General features: G+C 60.2%; 13 protein-coding genes. 6 read left to right on the top strand and 7 right to left on the bottom strand.

Annotated features, from left to right (window positions below; genetic code table 11):
* The first annotated feature begins 35 nt into the window (after positions 1-35).
* The 3 genes from AC5S27_RS23830 to AC5S27_RS23840 all read left to right on the top strand — a co-directional run bounded on the left by AC5S27_RS23830 (position 36) and on the right by AC5S27_RS23840 (position 3,224).
* Positions 36-1,064 carry a tetratricopeptide repeat protein gene (locus AC5S27_RS23830; protein WP_493937056.1) on the top strand — a complete coding sequence of 343 codons (1,029 nt, stop codon included), beginning with the start codon at positions 36-38 and terminating at the stop codon, positions 1,062-1,064.
* A 218-nt stretch (positions 1,065-1,282) separates the two neighbouring features.
* Positions 1,283-2,107, top strand: a complete 825-nt coding sequence (locus AC5S27_RS23835; RefSeq protein ID WP_493937057.1) for a gamma-glutamyl-gamma-aminobutyrate hydrolase family protein — start codon at positions 1,283-1,285, stop codon at positions 2,105-2,107.
* Positions 2,108-2,729: 622 nt separating this feature from the next.
* Positions 2,730-3,224: a hypothetical protein gene (locus tag AC5S27_RS23840; protein WP_493937058.1), complete on the top strand. Its 495-nt coding sequence runs from the start codon at positions 2,730-2,732 to the stop codon at positions 3,222-3,224.
* Between the two features lie 9 nt (positions 3,225-3,233).
* On the opposite strand, the gene AC5S27_RS23845 is transcribed toward AC5S27_RS23840, so the two are convergent.
* On the bottom strand, positions 3,234-3,707 hold the full coding sequence (locus tag AC5S27_RS23845) for a low affinity iron permease family protein (RefSeq protein ID WP_493937059.1): 474 nt from the start codon (positions 3,705-3,707) through the stop codon (positions 3,234-3,236).
* A gap of 95 nt (positions 3,708-3,802) precedes the next feature.
* On the opposite strand from AC5S27_RS23845, the gene AC5S27_RS23850 reads away from it, so the two are divergent.
* The gene (locus AC5S27_RS23850) at positions 3,803-4,369 is read left to right on the top strand and encodes a GNAT family N-acetyltransferase (protein ID WP_493937060.1); all 567 of its coding nucleotides are present in this window, start codon (positions 3,803-3,805) and stop codon (positions 4,367-4,369) included.
* Between the two features lie 42 nt (positions 4,370-4,411).
* Here AC5S27_RS23850 and AC5S27_RS23855 read toward each other — a convergent pair whose 3' ends face one another.
* A complete protein-coding gene (locus AC5S27_RS23855; RefSeq protein WP_493937061.1) occupies positions 4,412-6,871 on the bottom strand; it encodes an ABC transporter permease in 2,460 nt (819 codons plus the stop codon).
* 115 nt (positions 6,872-6,986) lie between these two features.
* On the bottom strand, positions 6,987-8,039 hold the full coding sequence (locus AC5S27_RS23860; RefSeq protein ID WP_493937062.1) for a YncE family protein: 1,053 nt from the start codon (positions 8,037-8,039) through the stop codon (positions 6,987-6,989).
* A gap of 78 nt (positions 8,040-8,117) precedes the next feature.
* Between AC5S27_RS23860 and AC5S27_RS23865 the strand changes: the two genes are divergently transcribed.
* Together AC5S27_RS23865 and AC5S27_RS23870 are read left to right on the top strand one after the other, a co-directional pair.
* Positions 8,118-9,587: a zinc dependent phospholipase C family protein gene (locus AC5S27_RS23865; protein ID WP_493937063.1), complete on the top strand. Its 1,470-nt coding sequence runs from the start codon at positions 8,118-8,120 to the stop codon at positions 9,585-9,587.
* A gap of 71 nt (positions 9,588-9,658) precedes the next feature.
* Positions 9,659-12,925, top strand: a complete 3,267-nt coding sequence (locus AC5S27_RS23870) for an NACHT domain-containing protein (RefSeq protein WP_493937064.1) — start codon at positions 9,659-9,661, stop codon at positions 12,923-12,925.
* 2 nt (positions 12,926-12,927) lie between these two features.
* Here AC5S27_RS23870 and AC5S27_RS23875 read toward each other — a convergent pair whose 3' ends face one another.
* From AC5S27_RS23875 to AC5S27_RS23890, 4 genes are all read right to left on the bottom strand, one after another.
* Positions 12,928-14,730 carry an alpha-glucosidase gene (locus AC5S27_RS23875; RefSeq protein WP_493937065.1) on the bottom strand — a complete coding sequence of 601 codons (1,803 nt, stop codon included), beginning with the start codon at positions 14,728-14,730 and terminating at the stop codon, positions 12,928-12,930.
* Positions 14,731-14,791: 61 nt separating this feature from the next.
* Positions 14,792-16,393 carry a hypothetical protein gene (locus AC5S27_RS23880; protein ID WP_493937066.1) on the bottom strand — a complete coding sequence of 534 codons (1,602 nt, stop codon included), beginning with the start codon at positions 16,391-16,393 and terminating at the stop codon, positions 14,792-14,794.
* A complete protein-coding gene (locus AC5S27_RS23885) occupies positions 16,390-17,316 on the bottom strand; it encodes an ABC transporter ATP-binding protein (protein ID WP_493937067.1) in 927 nt (308 codons plus the stop codon). The genes AC5S27_RS23880 and AC5S27_RS23885 overlap by 4 nt, the downstream gene beginning before the upstream one ends.
* Positions 17,313-17,702, bottom strand: a complete 390-nt coding sequence (locus AC5S27_RS23890) for a GntR family transcriptional regulator (protein WP_493937068.1) — start codon at positions 17,700-17,702, stop codon at positions 17,313-17,315. Before AC5S27_RS23890 ends, AC5S27_RS23885 begins: the two co-directional genes overlap by 4 nt.
* Positions 17,703-17,714: the final 12 nt, after the last annotated feature.

Consider the following 17,714-nt stretch of genomic DNA (forward strand, 5'->3'; position numbering starts at 1 on the left):
AAGAGCAGACCTGGCACGCATGTAAGATCATTCCCATGCTCAAAGCCCTCAACATTGCCCCCATCGCAGCTCTTGTTCTGCTTCTGACGGGTAACTCCACCCAGACCATGGCAATGCAGACTGCGCAGGCCTCGCAAATCAAGATAGTCACACCGGGCGGTCCCGGACTCATCCTCCTGCCCAGCGGCACCGACTGGAAGCCTCAGTCCCTCACCGCCTACGACCACGGCACCCGGCCCGTAGCCCAGCTCAGCCAGCAGAACACCGGACTCACCGTCTCCTTCATCCTCTTTCCCCGTGACGGCGGCGACCCCACTCCCGCCGGCTGCCGCGAAGACGTCATCGGACCCATCGCCAAGGGCATGGAAAAGCAAATCAGCGAGCGGAAAGACGCCGACGCGAAAAATACCGCTGGAACACCCCTCGCCACCACCACCTACCTGTTAGACCTGGGCCCCAGCGCCATGCACGCCAAACAGCGCAACCTCTTCGCCTTCGCTGCCAACGCCAAAACCTGCGCGGAAATTCACATCTCAAGCGTCCACGAAACCGCCGCCAACAATTCGGCCATGACCCCAGCCATGACGGCACTCGTAGCCAGCTTCAACCCCGACCTCAGCTATCAGCCCACCGCCCTCGACTACCTGGTCCTGGGCAACTTCTTCTTCAAAGGCACCCCGGAATCAGCCGTGCCCTACTTCGCCGCCTCGCTCAAATCCATGCCGCCCGACACCCCGCCCACCAGCCCGGCGCGCCGCGTCGTCACCGACCAGCTCATCATGGCTCTCGGCATGTCCGGCGACTTGAAAAGCAGCCGCACCGTCGCCGAAGAAGCCACCACCCTCGACCCCGACTATCCCCTCAACTACTACAACCTCGCCTGCGCCGACGCCGAGCAGGGCAACGCCGCAGCGGCGAAAACTCACCTCCAGCAAGCCTTCGACCGCCGCGCCAACACCCTCAAAGGCGAATCCCTCCCCGACCCCGCCAAAGACGACTCCATCCTCAAACTCAAATCGAACAAAGAATTCTGGCAATTCGTCCTCTCCCTCCCCAAGACCTAAGCACTGCAGGCCAGCCTCAGCGAAAAGCTAAAGTCACTAGCACTGTTCTCTGCCTGCTGTTCCCTGTCTGCTGTTCCCTGTCTGCTGTTCCCTGCCTGCTGTCCCCTGTCTACTGTTCTCTGACCACTGACCACTAACCACTAACCACTAACCACTAACCCTGTTCCCTACTCCCCATCCCCTGTCTCTATAATCCCGAGGAGAGAGAGGGACACCCCATGCCCGTACACATCGCCATCCCCGAGCCCACCAGCGCCGAGCACGTCGAAGACTCCATCCACTACAACGCCCGCTCACTCCCCCAGTACCTGCACGCGCTCATCTCCGCCGGAGCCACCCCGATTCCTATCCCGCTCCACGAAACCCCGCAGCGCGTCGCGAAAATCCTGAGCACCTGCCATGGCGTCCTCCTCCCCGGTAGCCCGGCCGACATCGACCCGCAGAAATACGGCGCCGAACCCAATCCCCACACCGCCCCGCCCGACCCCGCCCGCGCCGCCGTCGATGAACTCCTTCTCCAGGACGCCTTCAACCTCCACAAACCCATCCTCGCCATCTGCCAGGGTCACCAGGCCCTCAACGTCTGGCTCGGCGGCACCCTGATCCAGGACGTCCCCACCGAAATCACCCCGGAGAACCCGAACGCCGCAGTGAATCACGCTCCCGATCGCAGTGTCCTCGACGCCCACCCCATCGCCGTAACCCCCGGCACCCGCCTCGCCACCCTCACCCCAGCCCTCGAAATCGAACACGACCGCAACCTCCTCACCCACCAGCTCTTCGTCAACTCCAGCCACCACCAGGCCATCCAGACCCCCGGCGACAACCTCACCATCGCCGCCATCTCACCCCAGGACGGCGTCATCGAAGCCGTGGAGCTCGCCTCCACCGGTCCCGACGCCCACTTCGTCGTCGGCATCCAATGGCACCCCGAACGCACCTACAACGAAAACGCCTTCTCCCGCGCCATCTTCCACGCCTTCGTAGAAGCAGCCGAGCAATGGACCCCCAGAAAGATAGAAGACTCCGTCCTCCACGCCTGAAGAGCAGGGAACTGTGAATCGCGGCTGTCTCTTTTTGTTGTCATTCCCATGGGCCGCAGCGCGTTCTTTGCGTCAAGTGTTGTGGAGAAACTGGAAAGGATGGAATAAGTTCGTCGAACTAGAGCAGCGTTCACGTATCTCTTGGCGAAGTCGAGATATAGAAACTGCGATAAACGTGATGATACCCCGCGAAAATCGCATAAACTTAAGATTCTATTGACTTTAATTCAACCCAGGAGAAGTATCTAGATACAGCGGTGCAAGTTTACCGCTGAAGCGGCGAAACCTCAGTGCGTCAACACTGAGGTTTCGCTCAACTTGGAGGACAGCGATGGATCAATCATCGTCGCCTAGCCGTTTGCCCGCTCAGTTCATCTCCTGGGCTAAGGCATTGTGGGTTGTAGTGAAAGTCTGTGCCGACATCTGGCACATCTTCCACGCATGACCTTGCAACACTCAACCCCGGTTCGCAGATAGGGCCCCGCGGGCCGGGCTTATTCAAATCGTCCTCTAGGGGTATCAATGTGTCAAGGAAAAATCGTTTATTTCTGGGAACAATCGTGAACAATGCGGTACAAATTCTCTTTATTGAGCTTCTCTGCCGATCTGAGAATATAGCTGTATGAAGACTTTGCCTATTTTATGCTGCTTACTTTTTTTCTTTGCCACCGGCTGCGAAAACGATAGGATCAGCCGCCTCGAAAAAGAAAACCAGGAGATGAGGGCACGGCTCGATAAGGGCGGTGTGGCGCAGGAATATGATCTCCAGGCAAGATGCTCAAGGGATGCGAGAACGTGGTTCAACACTACTGGTAGCTACTCACGTGACAAGGACACTCAGCTTCTCGATTTCAGCAATCACTACAACAAATCTTCAAACAAATGTTTCGCGCTTGTGGAGTACCATTTCAAAAGCGGAGAGGCTTTTTACTGGATAAACGATATAACTCTTTGGAACATCTATGAAAACTCGCAAGATGGAAACTACCTCGAATCTCATTATCTGACGGGCCTGAAGGAGCCGATCTCCTCCGTCTCTAAGTGCGAAGTTTATGGTGAAAAATGCAAGACCATCGACGACTTCAATCGCTTACTTATCCCTTACATGAACAACTGACAAAGACACTCAGCTGGGATCCATCGACACCGGCACTTCGCACTCCGCCTTGATCTTCTGGTACCGCGCCTGGATCTCCTGCAACTCCAGATCGCTCAAGCTCTCGATATTAATCATCTGATCCCCAGCCGCATCGATCGACCGGATCAGCTCGTCCAGTTTCAGATTGATCGCCCGCGCATCCCGGTTCTGCGTGTTCTGAATTAGAAACACCATAAGAAAAGTAATGATCGTCGTCCCCGTGTTAATCACCAGCTGCCACGTGTCTGAGTAATGAAATAACGGCCCCGTCAGCCCCCAGACCAGGATCACGAAACCCGCAACAGCAAACGCCCACTTCGACCCCATCCATGCCGAAGTCTTCGCGGCAAACACGCCAAACCAGTCAGACGTTCGCACCACGGCTTTCGCCGTCTCAACCGCCGCTTCCTCGGTCAGCGTCTCCGGAAGATCCACTTTCGCCAGCACCGTCGGCTGCTTCACACGCCTGCTCCCATGCACGGTCGCCATCACCTGCCCCCCTCGACTCTAGGATGCACAAAGCGGAACTCACGCCAAACACTTAAAATCCCTCTCAGATGACGCCCGTACTCGAAACCCCGCGCCTCACCCTCCAACCACTCACCCTGTCCGACGCCCCAGCTCTCCAGCCCCTCTTCGCGCAATGGGACGTCGTCCAGCACCTCGAGAACAAAGTCCCCTGGCCTTTCCCCGAAGACGGTGTAGAAACCTACTATCGCGATTCAGCCCTTCCCGCCATCGCCCGCGGCGAAGAATGGCACTGGACCCTCCGACTCAAATCAGCCCCAACCGAACCCATCGGCAGCATCGGTCTCTTCCTCGCCCGCGGCAACCACCGCGGCTTCTGGCTCGCCACCCAACATCACGGCAAGGGCCTGATGACCGAAGCCGTCCTCGCCGTGAACGATTACTGGTTTGACGTTCTCGACCAGCCCGTCCTCCGCGTAGCCAAAGCAGTAGCCAACCGTACCTCAAGCCGGATCTCCGAGAAAACCGGCATGCGCCTCGTAGCCAGGAGCACGGGGAACTTCGTATGCGGCCAGCTCCCCTCAGAGACCTGGGAAATCACAGCAGAAGAATGGCGCAACTGGAAACAATCTTCCGGCCTCGACAAACCCCGCTAACGTGCTGACTCGCTAACACGCGAAGCGTGGTAACTCGCTGCATCATTCCGCCCGCAAAGCCTCACCCGGCTGCACCGAAGCCGCCCGCCACGCCGGCACACTCACCGCCATCGCAGCAATCACCACCAGCGCCCCCACAGCCACTGCGACCGAAGCCCCATCCAGCGTACTCGTCTCAAACAGCAGACTCGAAAGCAGCCCGCGCATCAGCCGCACCACCGCAAAAGCCACCGCTAGCCCAATGGCGATCCCCGCGAGCGAAAACACCCCAGCCTGCCTCAACACCAGCCGCAGCACGTCGACCCGGTTCGCCCCCACCGCCATCCGCACACCAATCTCCCGCCGCCGCTGCGCGACGGAATAGGAAAGCACACCATACATCCCAATCCCCGCCAGCGCCAGCGCCACAGCCGCAAAGATCCCCAGCAAAACCGCCGTCATCCTCTGCCGCGCCAGGGAATCCGAGAGCACAGCATCCACCATCTGCACGTCATACACCGGCTGCTGCGGATCAATCGCATGCACCGCACCCCGCAGCGTCGCCACCATACCCGCCGCATCCTCCCGCGAACGCATCAGCACCACCGCATGCAGCCCATACCCCGGCATGTAAAGCTCCGGCTCCGCCTGCGCATCCACCCCCAGATCGTGCGCATCCGAAACCACCCCAACCACCGGAAACTTCGTCGGCTGCGGCGTCATCACCCCAATCAGCACCGTACTCCCCACAGCACTGCGCCCAGCCAGATACCGCTTAGCAAACGCCTCATTGACGACCATCACGGGTTGCGGACTTGAGTTCGTTCCATCCACATCCTGCGCCGTGAACACCCGCCCATCCACCACCCGCAGCCCCAGCGTCTGAAAGAACGCCGGGCTCACAAACCGCATCTGCGCCACCGGGTACGTCCCCGGAGCCAGCGCCGGCGCACCCTGCACCAGGAACCGCGTCATCACCTGCGAAGGCATCAGCGGCGTCTGCGTCGTGGTCGCCGCCCTCGTTACCCCCGGAGCCGCCTGCAGCCGCCTCAACAACTCCTCATAAAACCGCCCAGTAGCCGGCCCATCATCCGAATACCTAGGCTCCGGCAGCGTAATCTCCGCCGTCAGCAGATGGTCGGTCCGAAACCCCGGATCCACCCCCACCAACCGCGCATAGCTCTGGATCACTAGCGCCCCCAGGAACACCACCACTACAGCCATCGCAATCTCCCCGGCAATCAGCGCACCTTTGCCCAGCCCGCGCCCGCCAGCACTACCGCGATCCCCCGGCTTCAAAGCATCCAGAATCCCCTCATCCCCACCTAGACCTCTCACCAGCGGTAACAACCCAAACACCACCGCCGTCACCAGGCAAACAGCCAGCGCAAACCCCAGCACCGGCCAGCTCAACCCCACGGAGCCAATCAGCGAAGCATCCAACCCAGCCGTATGCGAAAGCGCCACCCGCAGCAGCGGCAAAGCACCCGCAGCCAGCGCCACTCCCAGCACCCCGCCCGCAAAACAAAGCAACAAAGTCTGTGCCAGGAACTGCTGAAAAATCCGACCTCGGTCAGCCCCCAGCGCCCGCCGCACCGCAATCTCCCGCCGCTGCGCCGCCGCCCGCACCAGCAGCAGATTTGCAACATTGACGCAGGCAATCAGCAGCACCAGCAGCACCGCTCCCAGCAGGCTCAGCATCGCCGGTCGCAGCGTTCCAACCAGCTGATCCCGCAACGGCTTCAGCTCGATATTCTCCCCGCGATTGGTCGCCGGATAAGCCGTCTGCAGCCGCGCGGCAATCGTCTGCATATCGGCAGCCGCCTCAGCCATCGTCACTCCAGCCCGCAGCCTGCCCACCACATGCACCGAATGCCAAACCCGCGAATTCCGCGTCGGCAGATCGATCCGCGAAAGCGGCAGCCAGACCTCACCCTCCGCAGGATACGCCGCCCCCGCCGGCAACACGCCCACCACGGTAAAGCTCGCGCCATTCAGATCCACAGCGCGCCCCACCACCCCCGGATCGCCCCCAAAATACCGCTGCCACGCCGCCGCGCTCAGCACTGCAACCGCATCATGCCCAACCCGGTCATCCGCTTCCGTAAGCGTCCGCCCTAACCGGGCCCTCACCCCCAGGACAGAGAAGAAATTCCCCGAAGCTAGCACCCGATGCACCTGCTCCGCCCGCCCGTCAGTCCGCATGGAAACCGTCTCCGGATTCCGCGTCCCAAACCCTGCCAGCTCCGTAAAACTGCGCTGCTGCGCCTTCCAGTCCTCATAATCAGGAAAAGCCGCCTCCAGCGACCCCGCCACCCGCGGATGCGTAGAAGCCAAAGCCACCAGCCGCCCCGCATCCTCAAACGGCAGCGACTTCAACAGCAGCCCATACACAGCACTGAAAATCGCAGTAGTAGCCCCCACCCCCAGCGCTAAAGTAAGCACCACCGCCAAAGTGAACCCAGGAGACTTCCGCAACTGCCGCCCCGCATACCGCAACTGCCCGGCAAAGCCAGGAATCATCCCAACCTCCAAAGATCCCGCTAACTTGCTGACTCGCTATCGGCGAAGCCGCTAACTCGCTGCACCATCGAGCCCAGGCCGTCTATTCCATAATCCCTGTTCCCTAATCCCTGCCTCACCGCGCCCACGCCAACCCATCCGCCACCGGCCCCACCTTGACCACCCGCGTCACCGTCCAGCTACCCGTATCGATCACCGCCACCGACCCCGTCGCAGCGCACGAGACATACGCCTCCGACCCATCCGGCCGCACCACCACCGCCTGCGGAGCCGCCGGCACGTCGATCGTCTTCACCTCCGTCAGCGTCTTCAAATCGATCACCGCCACCTTGTCCGCTTCGTCCAAAGCCACCAGCAGCCACTTTCCATCCGGCGTCGAAGCACTCCCATACCCCAGCCCCGCCATCGGCACCCGCTTCGCCACCGTATTCGTAGCCGTATCGATTACATCCAGCTCCGCCTTCGTCTGGTCACTCGTAAACACCCACTTGTCATCTTTCGAAATCGAAATCCTCTGCACTGTTCCCGACACCGGGATCACCGCCAAAGGATTCTTGGTTGCTCCCGGCGTAAGGTCCAGCACAGACACCGTCCCCGGCCCCACATTCGCCGTATACCCGCGCTTCCCGTCATGCGAAACCGCCAGCATGTGCGACTGCTCCGCACCCGTCGAAACCGACCCGATAATCCCCATCGTCTTCGGATCGAACACCGCCACCGCCTCGGCCAGCTCCGAAGTCACATACAGCAATCCCTCCGGATGCCCAGCCACCGCAGGCCCCATCACCGGCAAGTGCGGCCGCACCGCCTTCCCCGCAAACGCAGGCCGGAAATCCACCCGCTTGGTCACCTTCCCCGAAGCAATGTCGATCACCACCATCTCAAACCCATCCGTCCCCGGCTTACCCACCCCAGAGTTCCCGTAGATCGGCACATACGCCAGCTTCCCATCGCGCGAAGCCGCCACCTCATGCCCCGTATCTTTATCCGCTCCACCCTCTTCGACCGTGGCCTTCACCGCATTGGCCCCCGGACCGGAATCCGGCGCAACAATCGCCAGCGCCTTCGCGCCCTTCTCCACCACCAGCAGCTTTCCACCAGCCTGCGCCACCGCAAAAGCACCACTCATCCCCAACACACACACCACCGCCACCGAACTCATTCGCATTCCAATACCCCTCCATGACTTCGAACCACTATACCCAAACCGACGCATCCTTCAGCACCCCGCCAGCAGGAGTCGAATATGGGACACCGCTTCACCGCGCCGTCAACTACCATGTCCAAGATGGTATTCCGCTCCAAACTCCGCCTCATCCTTCTCCTCGCCGCGGCCGCCTGCCTCGCGCCCCGCCCCGCCGACGCCTACTCCCTTCTCACCCACGAGCAGCTCATCGACCTCACCTGGAAAGACTCCATCGTTCCCCTGCTCCTCAGCCGCTACCCCGACCTCACCCCAGCCCAGCTTGAACACGCCCGCGCCTATGCCTACGGCGGCTGCGTCATCCAGGACATCGGCTACTACCCCCTCGGCGACGCCTCCTTCTCCAACCTCACGCACTACGTCCGCACCGGTGATTTCGTCGTCAACCTCTTCCGCAACGCCGGTGACGCCGACGGCCTCGCCTTCGCCGTCGGAGCATTGGCGCACTACATCGGCGATACTGTCGGCCACTCCCAGGCCACCAACCTGGCCGTTCCAGTCGAATTCCATGACCTCGCCGTGAAGTACGGAAAAATTGTCAACTACGCCGAAGGCAAGCATCAGCACGTCCAGGTCGAGTTCGCCTTCGACATCCACGAAATCTCCCACGGCCGCCTCGCCCCCGTCCGCTTCCTGCGCCACGTCGGCCTCGAAGTTCCCACCCGCCAGCTGGCACTGGCTTTCTACCAGACCTACGGCCTCACCGAAGACTTCTCCGGCACCCGCCACAGCCGCATCAACGTCGGTGCCTATCGCTTCGCCGTCCACGACTTCATCCCCAACATCGCCTACGCCGTGAACCTCCTCCACTCCAACAAAGATCTCGTAGAACCCGAAACCGCCGAAGCCGCCGCCCTCGACAAAGAAGTCGCCCGCATCGCTGCCGAAAACGACTGGCAGCGCTACCGCCACCGGCCCGGTATCGTCACCTACACCCTCGCCGGACTGATCTTCATCCTGCCCAAAATCGGCCCCCTCAAGATGGCCGCCGTCAAAGGCCCCACCACGGACACCGAAGCCGAATACATCCACAGCGTCACCGTCACCACCGGCGCACTGCGCCTGCTCTTAGCCAGATTCACCCCGCCACCCACCCAGCGCTCCACTGCACAGCAGGCAGCAGCAGCCGACCCCCACGCCGACAGCTCACCAGCCAACCCGGCAGCCAAACAGGATGTCCCCCGCCAGTCCCGCGACCCCCACCATCCACTCTCCAACCGCGACCTCGACACCGGCAAAGTGGTGAAACCCGGCGGCTACCCCCTCACCGACGACACTTACGCCAGCCTCCTCCACCGCCTCACCCAGACACCGCTCCAGCCCATCCCCCCAGGCATTAAGGAAGACATCGCCGCCTACTACGCCGACCTGAACGTCAACTTCTCCACCAGGAAAAACCCACAAGCCTGGAAGCAGCTCCAAGCCGACCTGGCCACCCTCGCCACCATGCCCACCAGCAACGAACCAGATCCCTTCAAGACCTACAACGACCAGCCAGACAACTACGAATAGCAATGAAAACGCCGTAAATTATCAAAGCAAGGTGGTATAAATGGTTCCACTCTAAAAAGAGGAAGCGACGAATGGAGCCGAAGGTCGTCTGGCAGATTCTCACCGATCCGAAGCTATACCAGTCGTTGTTCCACGCCACGCCTCCTCCATGGTTCAGCTTCATCGCTCAACCCTTGATCGTCCTTGTACTTCTGGCCTCCCTGATCGGCTTTCTGTGGAAGAATCTCCACGATCCCGTCAAAGCTCTCCTTGAATCCCTCCGCCGGGCACGCGCCACCCCCGAAGAGCGGGAGCGCCTTCGCCTGCGCAGCCTGTTCACCGACTATCTGGTTCAGCAGATCCGCCGCCAGAACGAACAGGAGTCGTGGCAGTCCACACGCTTCACGGACCTCGAAGCCGAGTATTACCCCGGCAACGGTGAAGACAAAAACTTCCTCAGCCGGCTCATGTCACCGCTTGCTTTCGGACCCACCCGTATCAGGTCCATAGCTGAAGCACTCGTCGCTTCCTCTGACTCCTTCACCCTCGTGGAAGGAGACCCGGGCTCCGGCAAGACCGTTCTCCTCCGCGAAGCCGCCCTGCGCATCTGCGCATCTGCCACCGGCACCTGGAGGCCCAACGCCCCAGTCGCCCTCTACCTCAACCTCAAGCTCCTTGAACGCACCGACGACCAGCAAATCGACGCCAGTCTTATCCGCCAGTTCGTCCTCAGCCAGCTGCGCCGCTCCAACAACACCGAGATCAACACCTTCCTCGATAGTTACTTCGATAAGGGTGTCCGAGACGGATGGTGGTTCTTTCTCTTCGACTCCTTCGATGAAATTCCTGACGTTCTCAACTCAGAAGACCTCAGCGATACCGTCGATCTCTACTCCTCCGCCATCCTCGCCTTCGCAACCGAGTTCAATCGCTGCAAGACCCGCCTCGCCACCCGCTCTTTCCGCCGTCCCCGCAACAGCTCACTCTCCAAGTTTCGTATCCTGCCCCTTACGGAATCCCACCGCGACCAGCTCGTGCGCAAAGCCAACCTGAGTGAAACTGCCGCCGACCGCATCACCAGCGGCATCGCAGCCCCCAGTACCGCCGTCCGCTACATCTGCGAAAACCCCATGTACCTCAGCCTGCTCATCGAGTATGTTCGCCAGGGAGAGGCCGTTCCCTCCAACGCTCATGCCCTCTTTGAGAACTTCGTCAAGGCAAGGCTCCAGGACCAAGAAGACCTCCTCCTCCAGGCCAAATCCGACCCCGCCGGGCTCCGCTCCTTTGCCGAAGCGGTCGCCTTCGGCATCGTCTCCGACACTCGTCTCGGCCTCAACCCAACCCGCGACGCCCTCATCCGCGCGGTCCGGCCCAGCAGCAAAGACTGGCGTCAAGGCAACGTCCTCCTCGACCTGCTCGAAGAGCTGCGTTTCGCACGGGGAGACATCGAAGGTCTGAAGCATCGCTTCACCTTCTCCCACCGCCGCTTTCAGGAGTACTTCGCCACCTGCCATGTACTCCTCGACGCTAACTGCGTCTCCAACGAAGATCTTCTACAGGAGGCCCGCTGGCGCGAGACTGCCGCCGTCCTCTGCGGCTCAGAAGCAGGCCCGCGTCTCGACAAGCTCCTAGAGCTCTCCTCCGCCATCCTCGAAAGCTCCGTCCTCGCCATTCAGCAGAACAACCAATACCAGCCACCCGATACCCCCACCTCCGACCTGAACGGCACTCAGGTCCCATCCAGGCCTGCTCTCTCCGCGCCTGAGTTCTTCCTCTGGCCGCCCAAATCACTGCACGTCCTCTCCATCCTTCAGGATGGCTGCAGCGACGATCCCTCCCGCCTCACGCCCGAGATCCGCACGTACGCCGCCGGCATTCTCCGCTCCGCCCTCTATCGCGGACGCCTCGAAGATCGCAGGCTCGCCCTCGAAGTCTCCGGTATCCTCCTCCAATCCGACCTCATCCCCATGCTCCGCTTCGCCATCTCCTTCAAAAGCCGCGTTCTCGACGATATCGCCTTTCGCCAGTTGCGAGTCCTGCCCACGCTCCCGGAAGACGTCAGCACCTGGATCCGCCTTACCCTCCTCAACCGCTCCGCCGATCGCGAACTGATGCAGAGCCGCCGCATCCTGTTCGCCTTCCTCGGCCGTTTCCGGGACGATGGCCGCCTGCTCTCAGCCGCACGCCTCTTGACCCGCATCAGCCTCATCGACACGCTCATTCACCTCGCCCTGCTCATCCTCGCCGTTATCTTGCCTGGAGCCAGCACCGAGTCACGCGGGTTCTCCGCGTACCTGATCGCGATATCGTGGATGATCCTGCCAGTCTTGCGGCAGCTCCTAAGCAAAGTTGGCTCCCACCCCTCCCTGAACCCCAACACCAGTGCCCCGCTGGCCACTCCTCCGCGATGGCTCAGGTGGATTCCAAAATCCACCCCCTCCCCGGAAGGCGCGCTCAAAGCCCGAACTCTGGCCACGGTCATTGTCTGCCTGATCGCCCGCATTCCCCTGATGGGCGCTCTCGTCCTCTTCAACATGATCGATCTGAATCAGAAATCTGCCGATTGGTTATTCAAGCACTCCTTTCCCAACGTCTTCCAGGAATGGCCGCATAGTCCCGCGGCGTATGCTGTTCCATCCCTTCTCGGAATCGCGTTTGCCTTCTCCGTTGCCTGGGCTCCAATGGCCACAGCGGCCGTGGCAAGCGGCCTCTTCACCTCACGGCACTGGTGGCCCCTGCTATCGGCATACCCGATCCTCTGTTTCGTGCGCGCTCCCCGTCAGGGGATCTCCGCCATCACAAAGCACCTCAGGAAATGGGGTCTCGGCTATCTAGCCTTCGCGGCTTTTCTCTTTGCAGAGATAGAATTCCTCAGCTTCATCAGCAGCGGTCAGGGACCCGCACTCGTCGTGTTCTCTGTCCTTTGCAGCATCCTGACCATCGGCGCGTGTGGATTGTTCACCGTCAGCTGGTATCTCGACTGGCGCCGCTTCCGCTCCTTCCAGCGGACCCCATCCGAAATCGCCCCTGCGGACTTCCTCGCCGCCCTTGGCTCCTACCGCAACAACGCCTTCCGAATCCGCTTCATCCGCCTCGTCGCCGGCAGTCTTCTGCTCCCCAATCGCGAACGATCCTTCGAAACCATTCGCAACCTCAACCTCGCCCTCGAAAGAGACCTCCTCCGCGGCCCGGAAGATCCAGTTCCCACCGGCAACCAGGAAGTCGACACCTGGCGGGAACGCTACAAAAGCAAAAACAAGCTCACCCGGAAACTGGGCCTCCGCCTTTGGGGCAACTCCGTCCTCGACGAACTCTCCCGCCTGGAACAGCGAGTCGCCGAACGTCTCCGCGTCCAATAACGCTATTCCTTCACCCGCAGCACCAGCACCTCAAAAGGCGCCAGCTCCACCCTCCCAAGCGGCAGGGTCTCAGCAGCCAAGCCAGCCCTCCCCAAAGGGGTCCGATACAAAACATCGCCACTCATACCAGCCTCTTTCAAAGAAACCGACCGCGCCTGCGCACTCATATTCAGCGCCACCGCCACCGTCTCCCCGCCACCCTTGCGCACGAATGCAAACACGTCGGCATCCCCGGCATTCAAACTCGTGTAATCCCCATCCCGCAGTGCCGGCTCATCCCTGCGTAACTTCAGCAGCCGCTTGTAAGTGCTGAAGATCGAATCCTCATTCTTACTCTCAACCGCCACGTTATAAGTCGCAGCACTCGGCGGCACCGGCAGCCACGGCTTGCCCGTCGTAAATCCCGCATGAACCCCAGCATCCCACTGCATCGGAGTCCGCTCTCCATCGCGGCCCTTCTCCTTCGGCCATCCCAGTTTCCCGATCGGATCATGCACATCCTCAATCCGCGCCGGGTCCGTCGTCCGCATCCCAATCTCTTCCCCGTAATACATCTGCGGGGTCCCGCGCGTCGTCAGCAACAGCGCCGCCATCAGCTTCGCAATCGCATCGTTGTGCACGCCATCGCCATAGCGATCCCACTGCCGCGGCTGATCATGATTGCTGAAGAAATACTCCGGCTGCCCCTTCGCCGCATTCGCCTCCACTTCATTGAACCGCTCGCGAAACTTCGCCGCCGACAGCACATTCACATCCGCAATCTGAAAGTCCATCGGCAACTGCACTTCATCCAGCTTCCCGTCCTTGCCATACATCTGCGTCAACGCGGCAATGTTCGGCTCATCCGCCTCCGTCACCAGAACCGGGTCGCCAGGGAACTTATCCACCACAGCGCGCACTTCGCGCAGCACATCATGCACCTCAGGCAAATCATCCGTGTACTTATGCTGAATGTTGCGGTCGCCATACGCGTTATACCCCGGCAGATACGGGTCATCCCGCATCTCCGGGTCCTCAAACAGCCGCGAAACGGCATCGATCCGGAAACCCGCCACCCCATGCTTCATCCAGAACTCAAGCACCCCATACATCGCCTTCCGCACCTCAGGGTTGCGCCAGTTCAAGTCCGGCTGCTGCGAGTAAAAGTAGTGATAGTAGTACTGCTTCGTTGTCTCATCCCACGTCCACGCCGAATGTCCAAACCACGACTGCCAGTTATTCGGAGGCTGCATCTTGCCATTGGCATCCACCTTGCCATCGCGCCAGATATACCAGTCCCGCTTCGGATTCGTCTTCGACGACCGCGACTCCTTGAACCAGTCATGCTGATCCGAAGTGTGGTTGATCACGTAGTCCATCAGCACCCGAATCCCACGCTCCTTCGCCGCCGCCACCATGCGGTCAAAGTCCGCCATCGTCCCATACTCAGGATCGATCGCCGTGTAGTCAGAAATGTCATACCCGTAATCCACCCCCGGCGAAGGATACATCGGAGTAATCCAGATCGCATCGATACCAAGATCCTTCAGATAATCCAGCCGCGAAGTAATCCCATTGATATCCCCGATCCCATCCCCATTCGAATCCTGAAAACTCCGCGGATAAATCTCATAGATCACAGCATGACGCCACCACGCACTATCCGCGCCCCCTGAAGCCGGCACCACCATCGCCGCACTGCTCGGCACAGTCTCCGCCGGCGCCTTAGCATTCCCATTCACCGCAGCACCCATAACAATCCCCACCAACCCCACAAGTATTCGCCACCGCTCAAAGCAAACCATGCCCCTAACCTCAGTCGCCAAGCAGTATAGAACTCCCCACCAACCCCCCGCAGCGCAGTCAGGAACAAGCAGCGCCAAAGCCTCATTTCAACTGCAGGATCAGGTCCCCCATACTCAAACCCTTGTCGAGTTCCGGCAGTCGGTATCCTTCCGCTGTCAGGCCTACCTGCACCGACCGCACAGCCTCATACCGGGCAACAGTCACGATCTCACCAGGGCACAAATGGTACTCATCTCTGTTATCTGGTTTCGAAAGCCAAACAGATGCATCCCACACAGGCGTCATTCCAAATTCCGCAGGTTCGTGGCTGAATGCCCCAATCCATTCTCCTGAGACAGCTACCTTGGACTCCTTCTCAGGGTCAGCATTCGCCCGTTTACAGGGGCCGCTTGTCCATGGCGCAGATACATACATCTTGTCTGGCCCATGCATCGCCGCACGGCACGCCAGCCCGCTCCCTCCGTCCAATCGCGATAGGAAAAAAGCTCCTGCCGGACAGATCCCTAAATGAGGAATGAAAACTTCCCGCATCGATAACTCCACATGCGTTTCTTCCACATCGCGTGCCTCGGTCACAGCAAAGAACAAACGCAACCTCACCTCATTGTTCTTGAATCGCTCATACGCCTCGCGGCTCATCTTCACCTGCACAGACCCCTGCGATTGTCCCGGCAGAAAGTTCTGGTTGTACGCCACCTGCCAGGTCGAATCCCACTTCGCCCCATTCTTACTCTCGACCGAGAACCTGGCATTCTCCAGCATCACCGCGTGTCCCGTCGCCACGCCGTCAACCTGAATTGGAAACGAGACATTAACTGCGTCGCCCGGGCTGTCGCTTGAGGCTCCAAAAGTTTGCCGCACGTCCCGACGCAGAGTGATTTGCGCCGGCTCCTCAAGCCGGCTTCTCGAAGCTGGATACGCCGCCTCCACCATCCCAGATGTCGGCAATATCCCAAACCCCACGAATCCCAGCACAAGCGCAATCAGCAACATCCTCGCCAGCCAGACCCTGCGCACCGCATATTGCACCACAATCGCAATGCAGAGCACGAACAACGGTAATAGCAACGAATAGTTATCCTCCCCCGGTGTATTGCGGTTCTCCGCCAGGTATCGGTAGCAGAGATAAGAGATCCCAAGAATCCCAATCAGGCTCGCCAGCAACGTCAGCGTCATGCGTGCAAAGTTCTTCGTAACTGCCGCCAGCGCCATGAGCGGCAAGATCATAAACGTTACATTCGACAGCAGATTGAACAGCACCCCAGGCACATAATCACGCAGTTGAAATCCCGCCCGCATCAGCAGCACCCACTGCGACAAGAAGAAAGGTATTAAGACATACGCCAGCAAGAACAGTAGCTTCGCACTCAGCAGCTTCCACCATGCAATCGGTCGCGTAATCCAGAATTGCCGGTCCCCCACCAAACTCTCCGCATGAACCACACGCGTAATCAGCAACCACCAGCTCAGCGGCACCAGGCCCGTCAGCACATTGGCAAAGATTTCCATTCGGCGCTGCTGGTCATAACTGAATCCCCCCAGTCCGAGCGCGTAAATAGTACGGTGTCCGTTCCAACTCGCCGGATACACCAGCACGAATGCAGCAACGACAGTGAGCGAGAGAAGAATCTCAATCCAGAACCGCCGTGAATCTTTCGCAAAGATATGCAGGATGTGTCTCAAGCGCTCACCCTCACATTGTTACTGCGCCGGACATCCCGCTCCGCCCGTGCAATCGCCAGAAAGATATCCCGCAACGCCATCGGCTCGCACACAATCTGCTTAGCTCCGCCATACACCGCAGCAATTTCGGCCACGCTCGCGTCCCCCTCAAACTCGCTGTGCACAAACCGCACCACCGAGTTCACCATCTCCATCTGCATCCATCCACGCGGCACACTTACCGGCAGAGCACCCGGCGCTGCCAGCGTCACCGTCACCTCGCGAAACCGCTCCTTCAGCACCCCCATCTCATCGCTGAACAGCATCCGCCCCTGCTCCAGAAATCCGATGTGACTCGCAAAGCTCTCAATCTCCGCCAGGTCATGCGAAGACAGCAGCACCGTCGTCTCCCCAGCCTGATCCAGCAACCCCGCGATCAGCTCATCCCGCACCAAGGGATCAAGTCCAGAGAACGGCTCGTCCAGCACCAGCACCTTTGGCCGGTACGCCAGCGAACTCGCAAATGCCGCCTTCATCCGCATCCCCCGCGAAAGATGCTTCAGCTTGCGATCCAGCGGCAGATCGAACTGCCGCACCAGCCGCGCCTCCAGCTCAGTGTCCCACTCCGGGTAGAACACCCTCAGATACCGGAGCAATGCGCCCACCGTCATCCCCTCAGGCAGCTCCTGGTTTTCCGACACATACCCGATCCGCTCAAAGCTCTTCCCCGCAATCGACCGCGAATCCATGCCCAGCACCTGTGCCGTTCCCGCCGTCGGCGAGATCACATTCATCAGTGTCTTGAGCAACGTTGTCTTGCCTGCGCCATTCGCTCCCACCAGCCCATAGATTGCCCCTTCCGGCACGGAAAACGTCACATCGTCCAGCGCCCGGTTCCTGCGATATCTCTTCGTCAACCGCTCCGTAGAAAGAACCTCTGTCATCCCCGCCCCTCTCTGCCCTGATCTTTGCTTAGCCGCAGCCAGTGCGCCTGGAAAGCCTCCAGCATCTGTTCACGCTCAATACCAAGCCGCTTCGCCTCGACCACAAGCTCCTCGATCTCCCGCCCCAGTAACCGTGTCCGCTCTTTCTTCGTCGAGTCCGGCAACTCCGCCACCACCGTTCCAATCCCCGGTAGGCTCTCCAGCAATCCTTCACTTAACAAATGCGCCACGATCTTCGCCGCCGTATTCGGATTGATCTTCAACTCACGGCTCAGCGCGCGCACCGAAGGAAACGCATCCCCAGGTCTCAATTGCCCTGCGACAATCGCTTTCGTCGCCGCATACACCGTCTGCTCAAACAGTGAAAGACCAGCACGGTATGTCACTCGAAAAGGAAT

This window comes from Acidicapsa borealis (genome assembly GCF_059115245.1).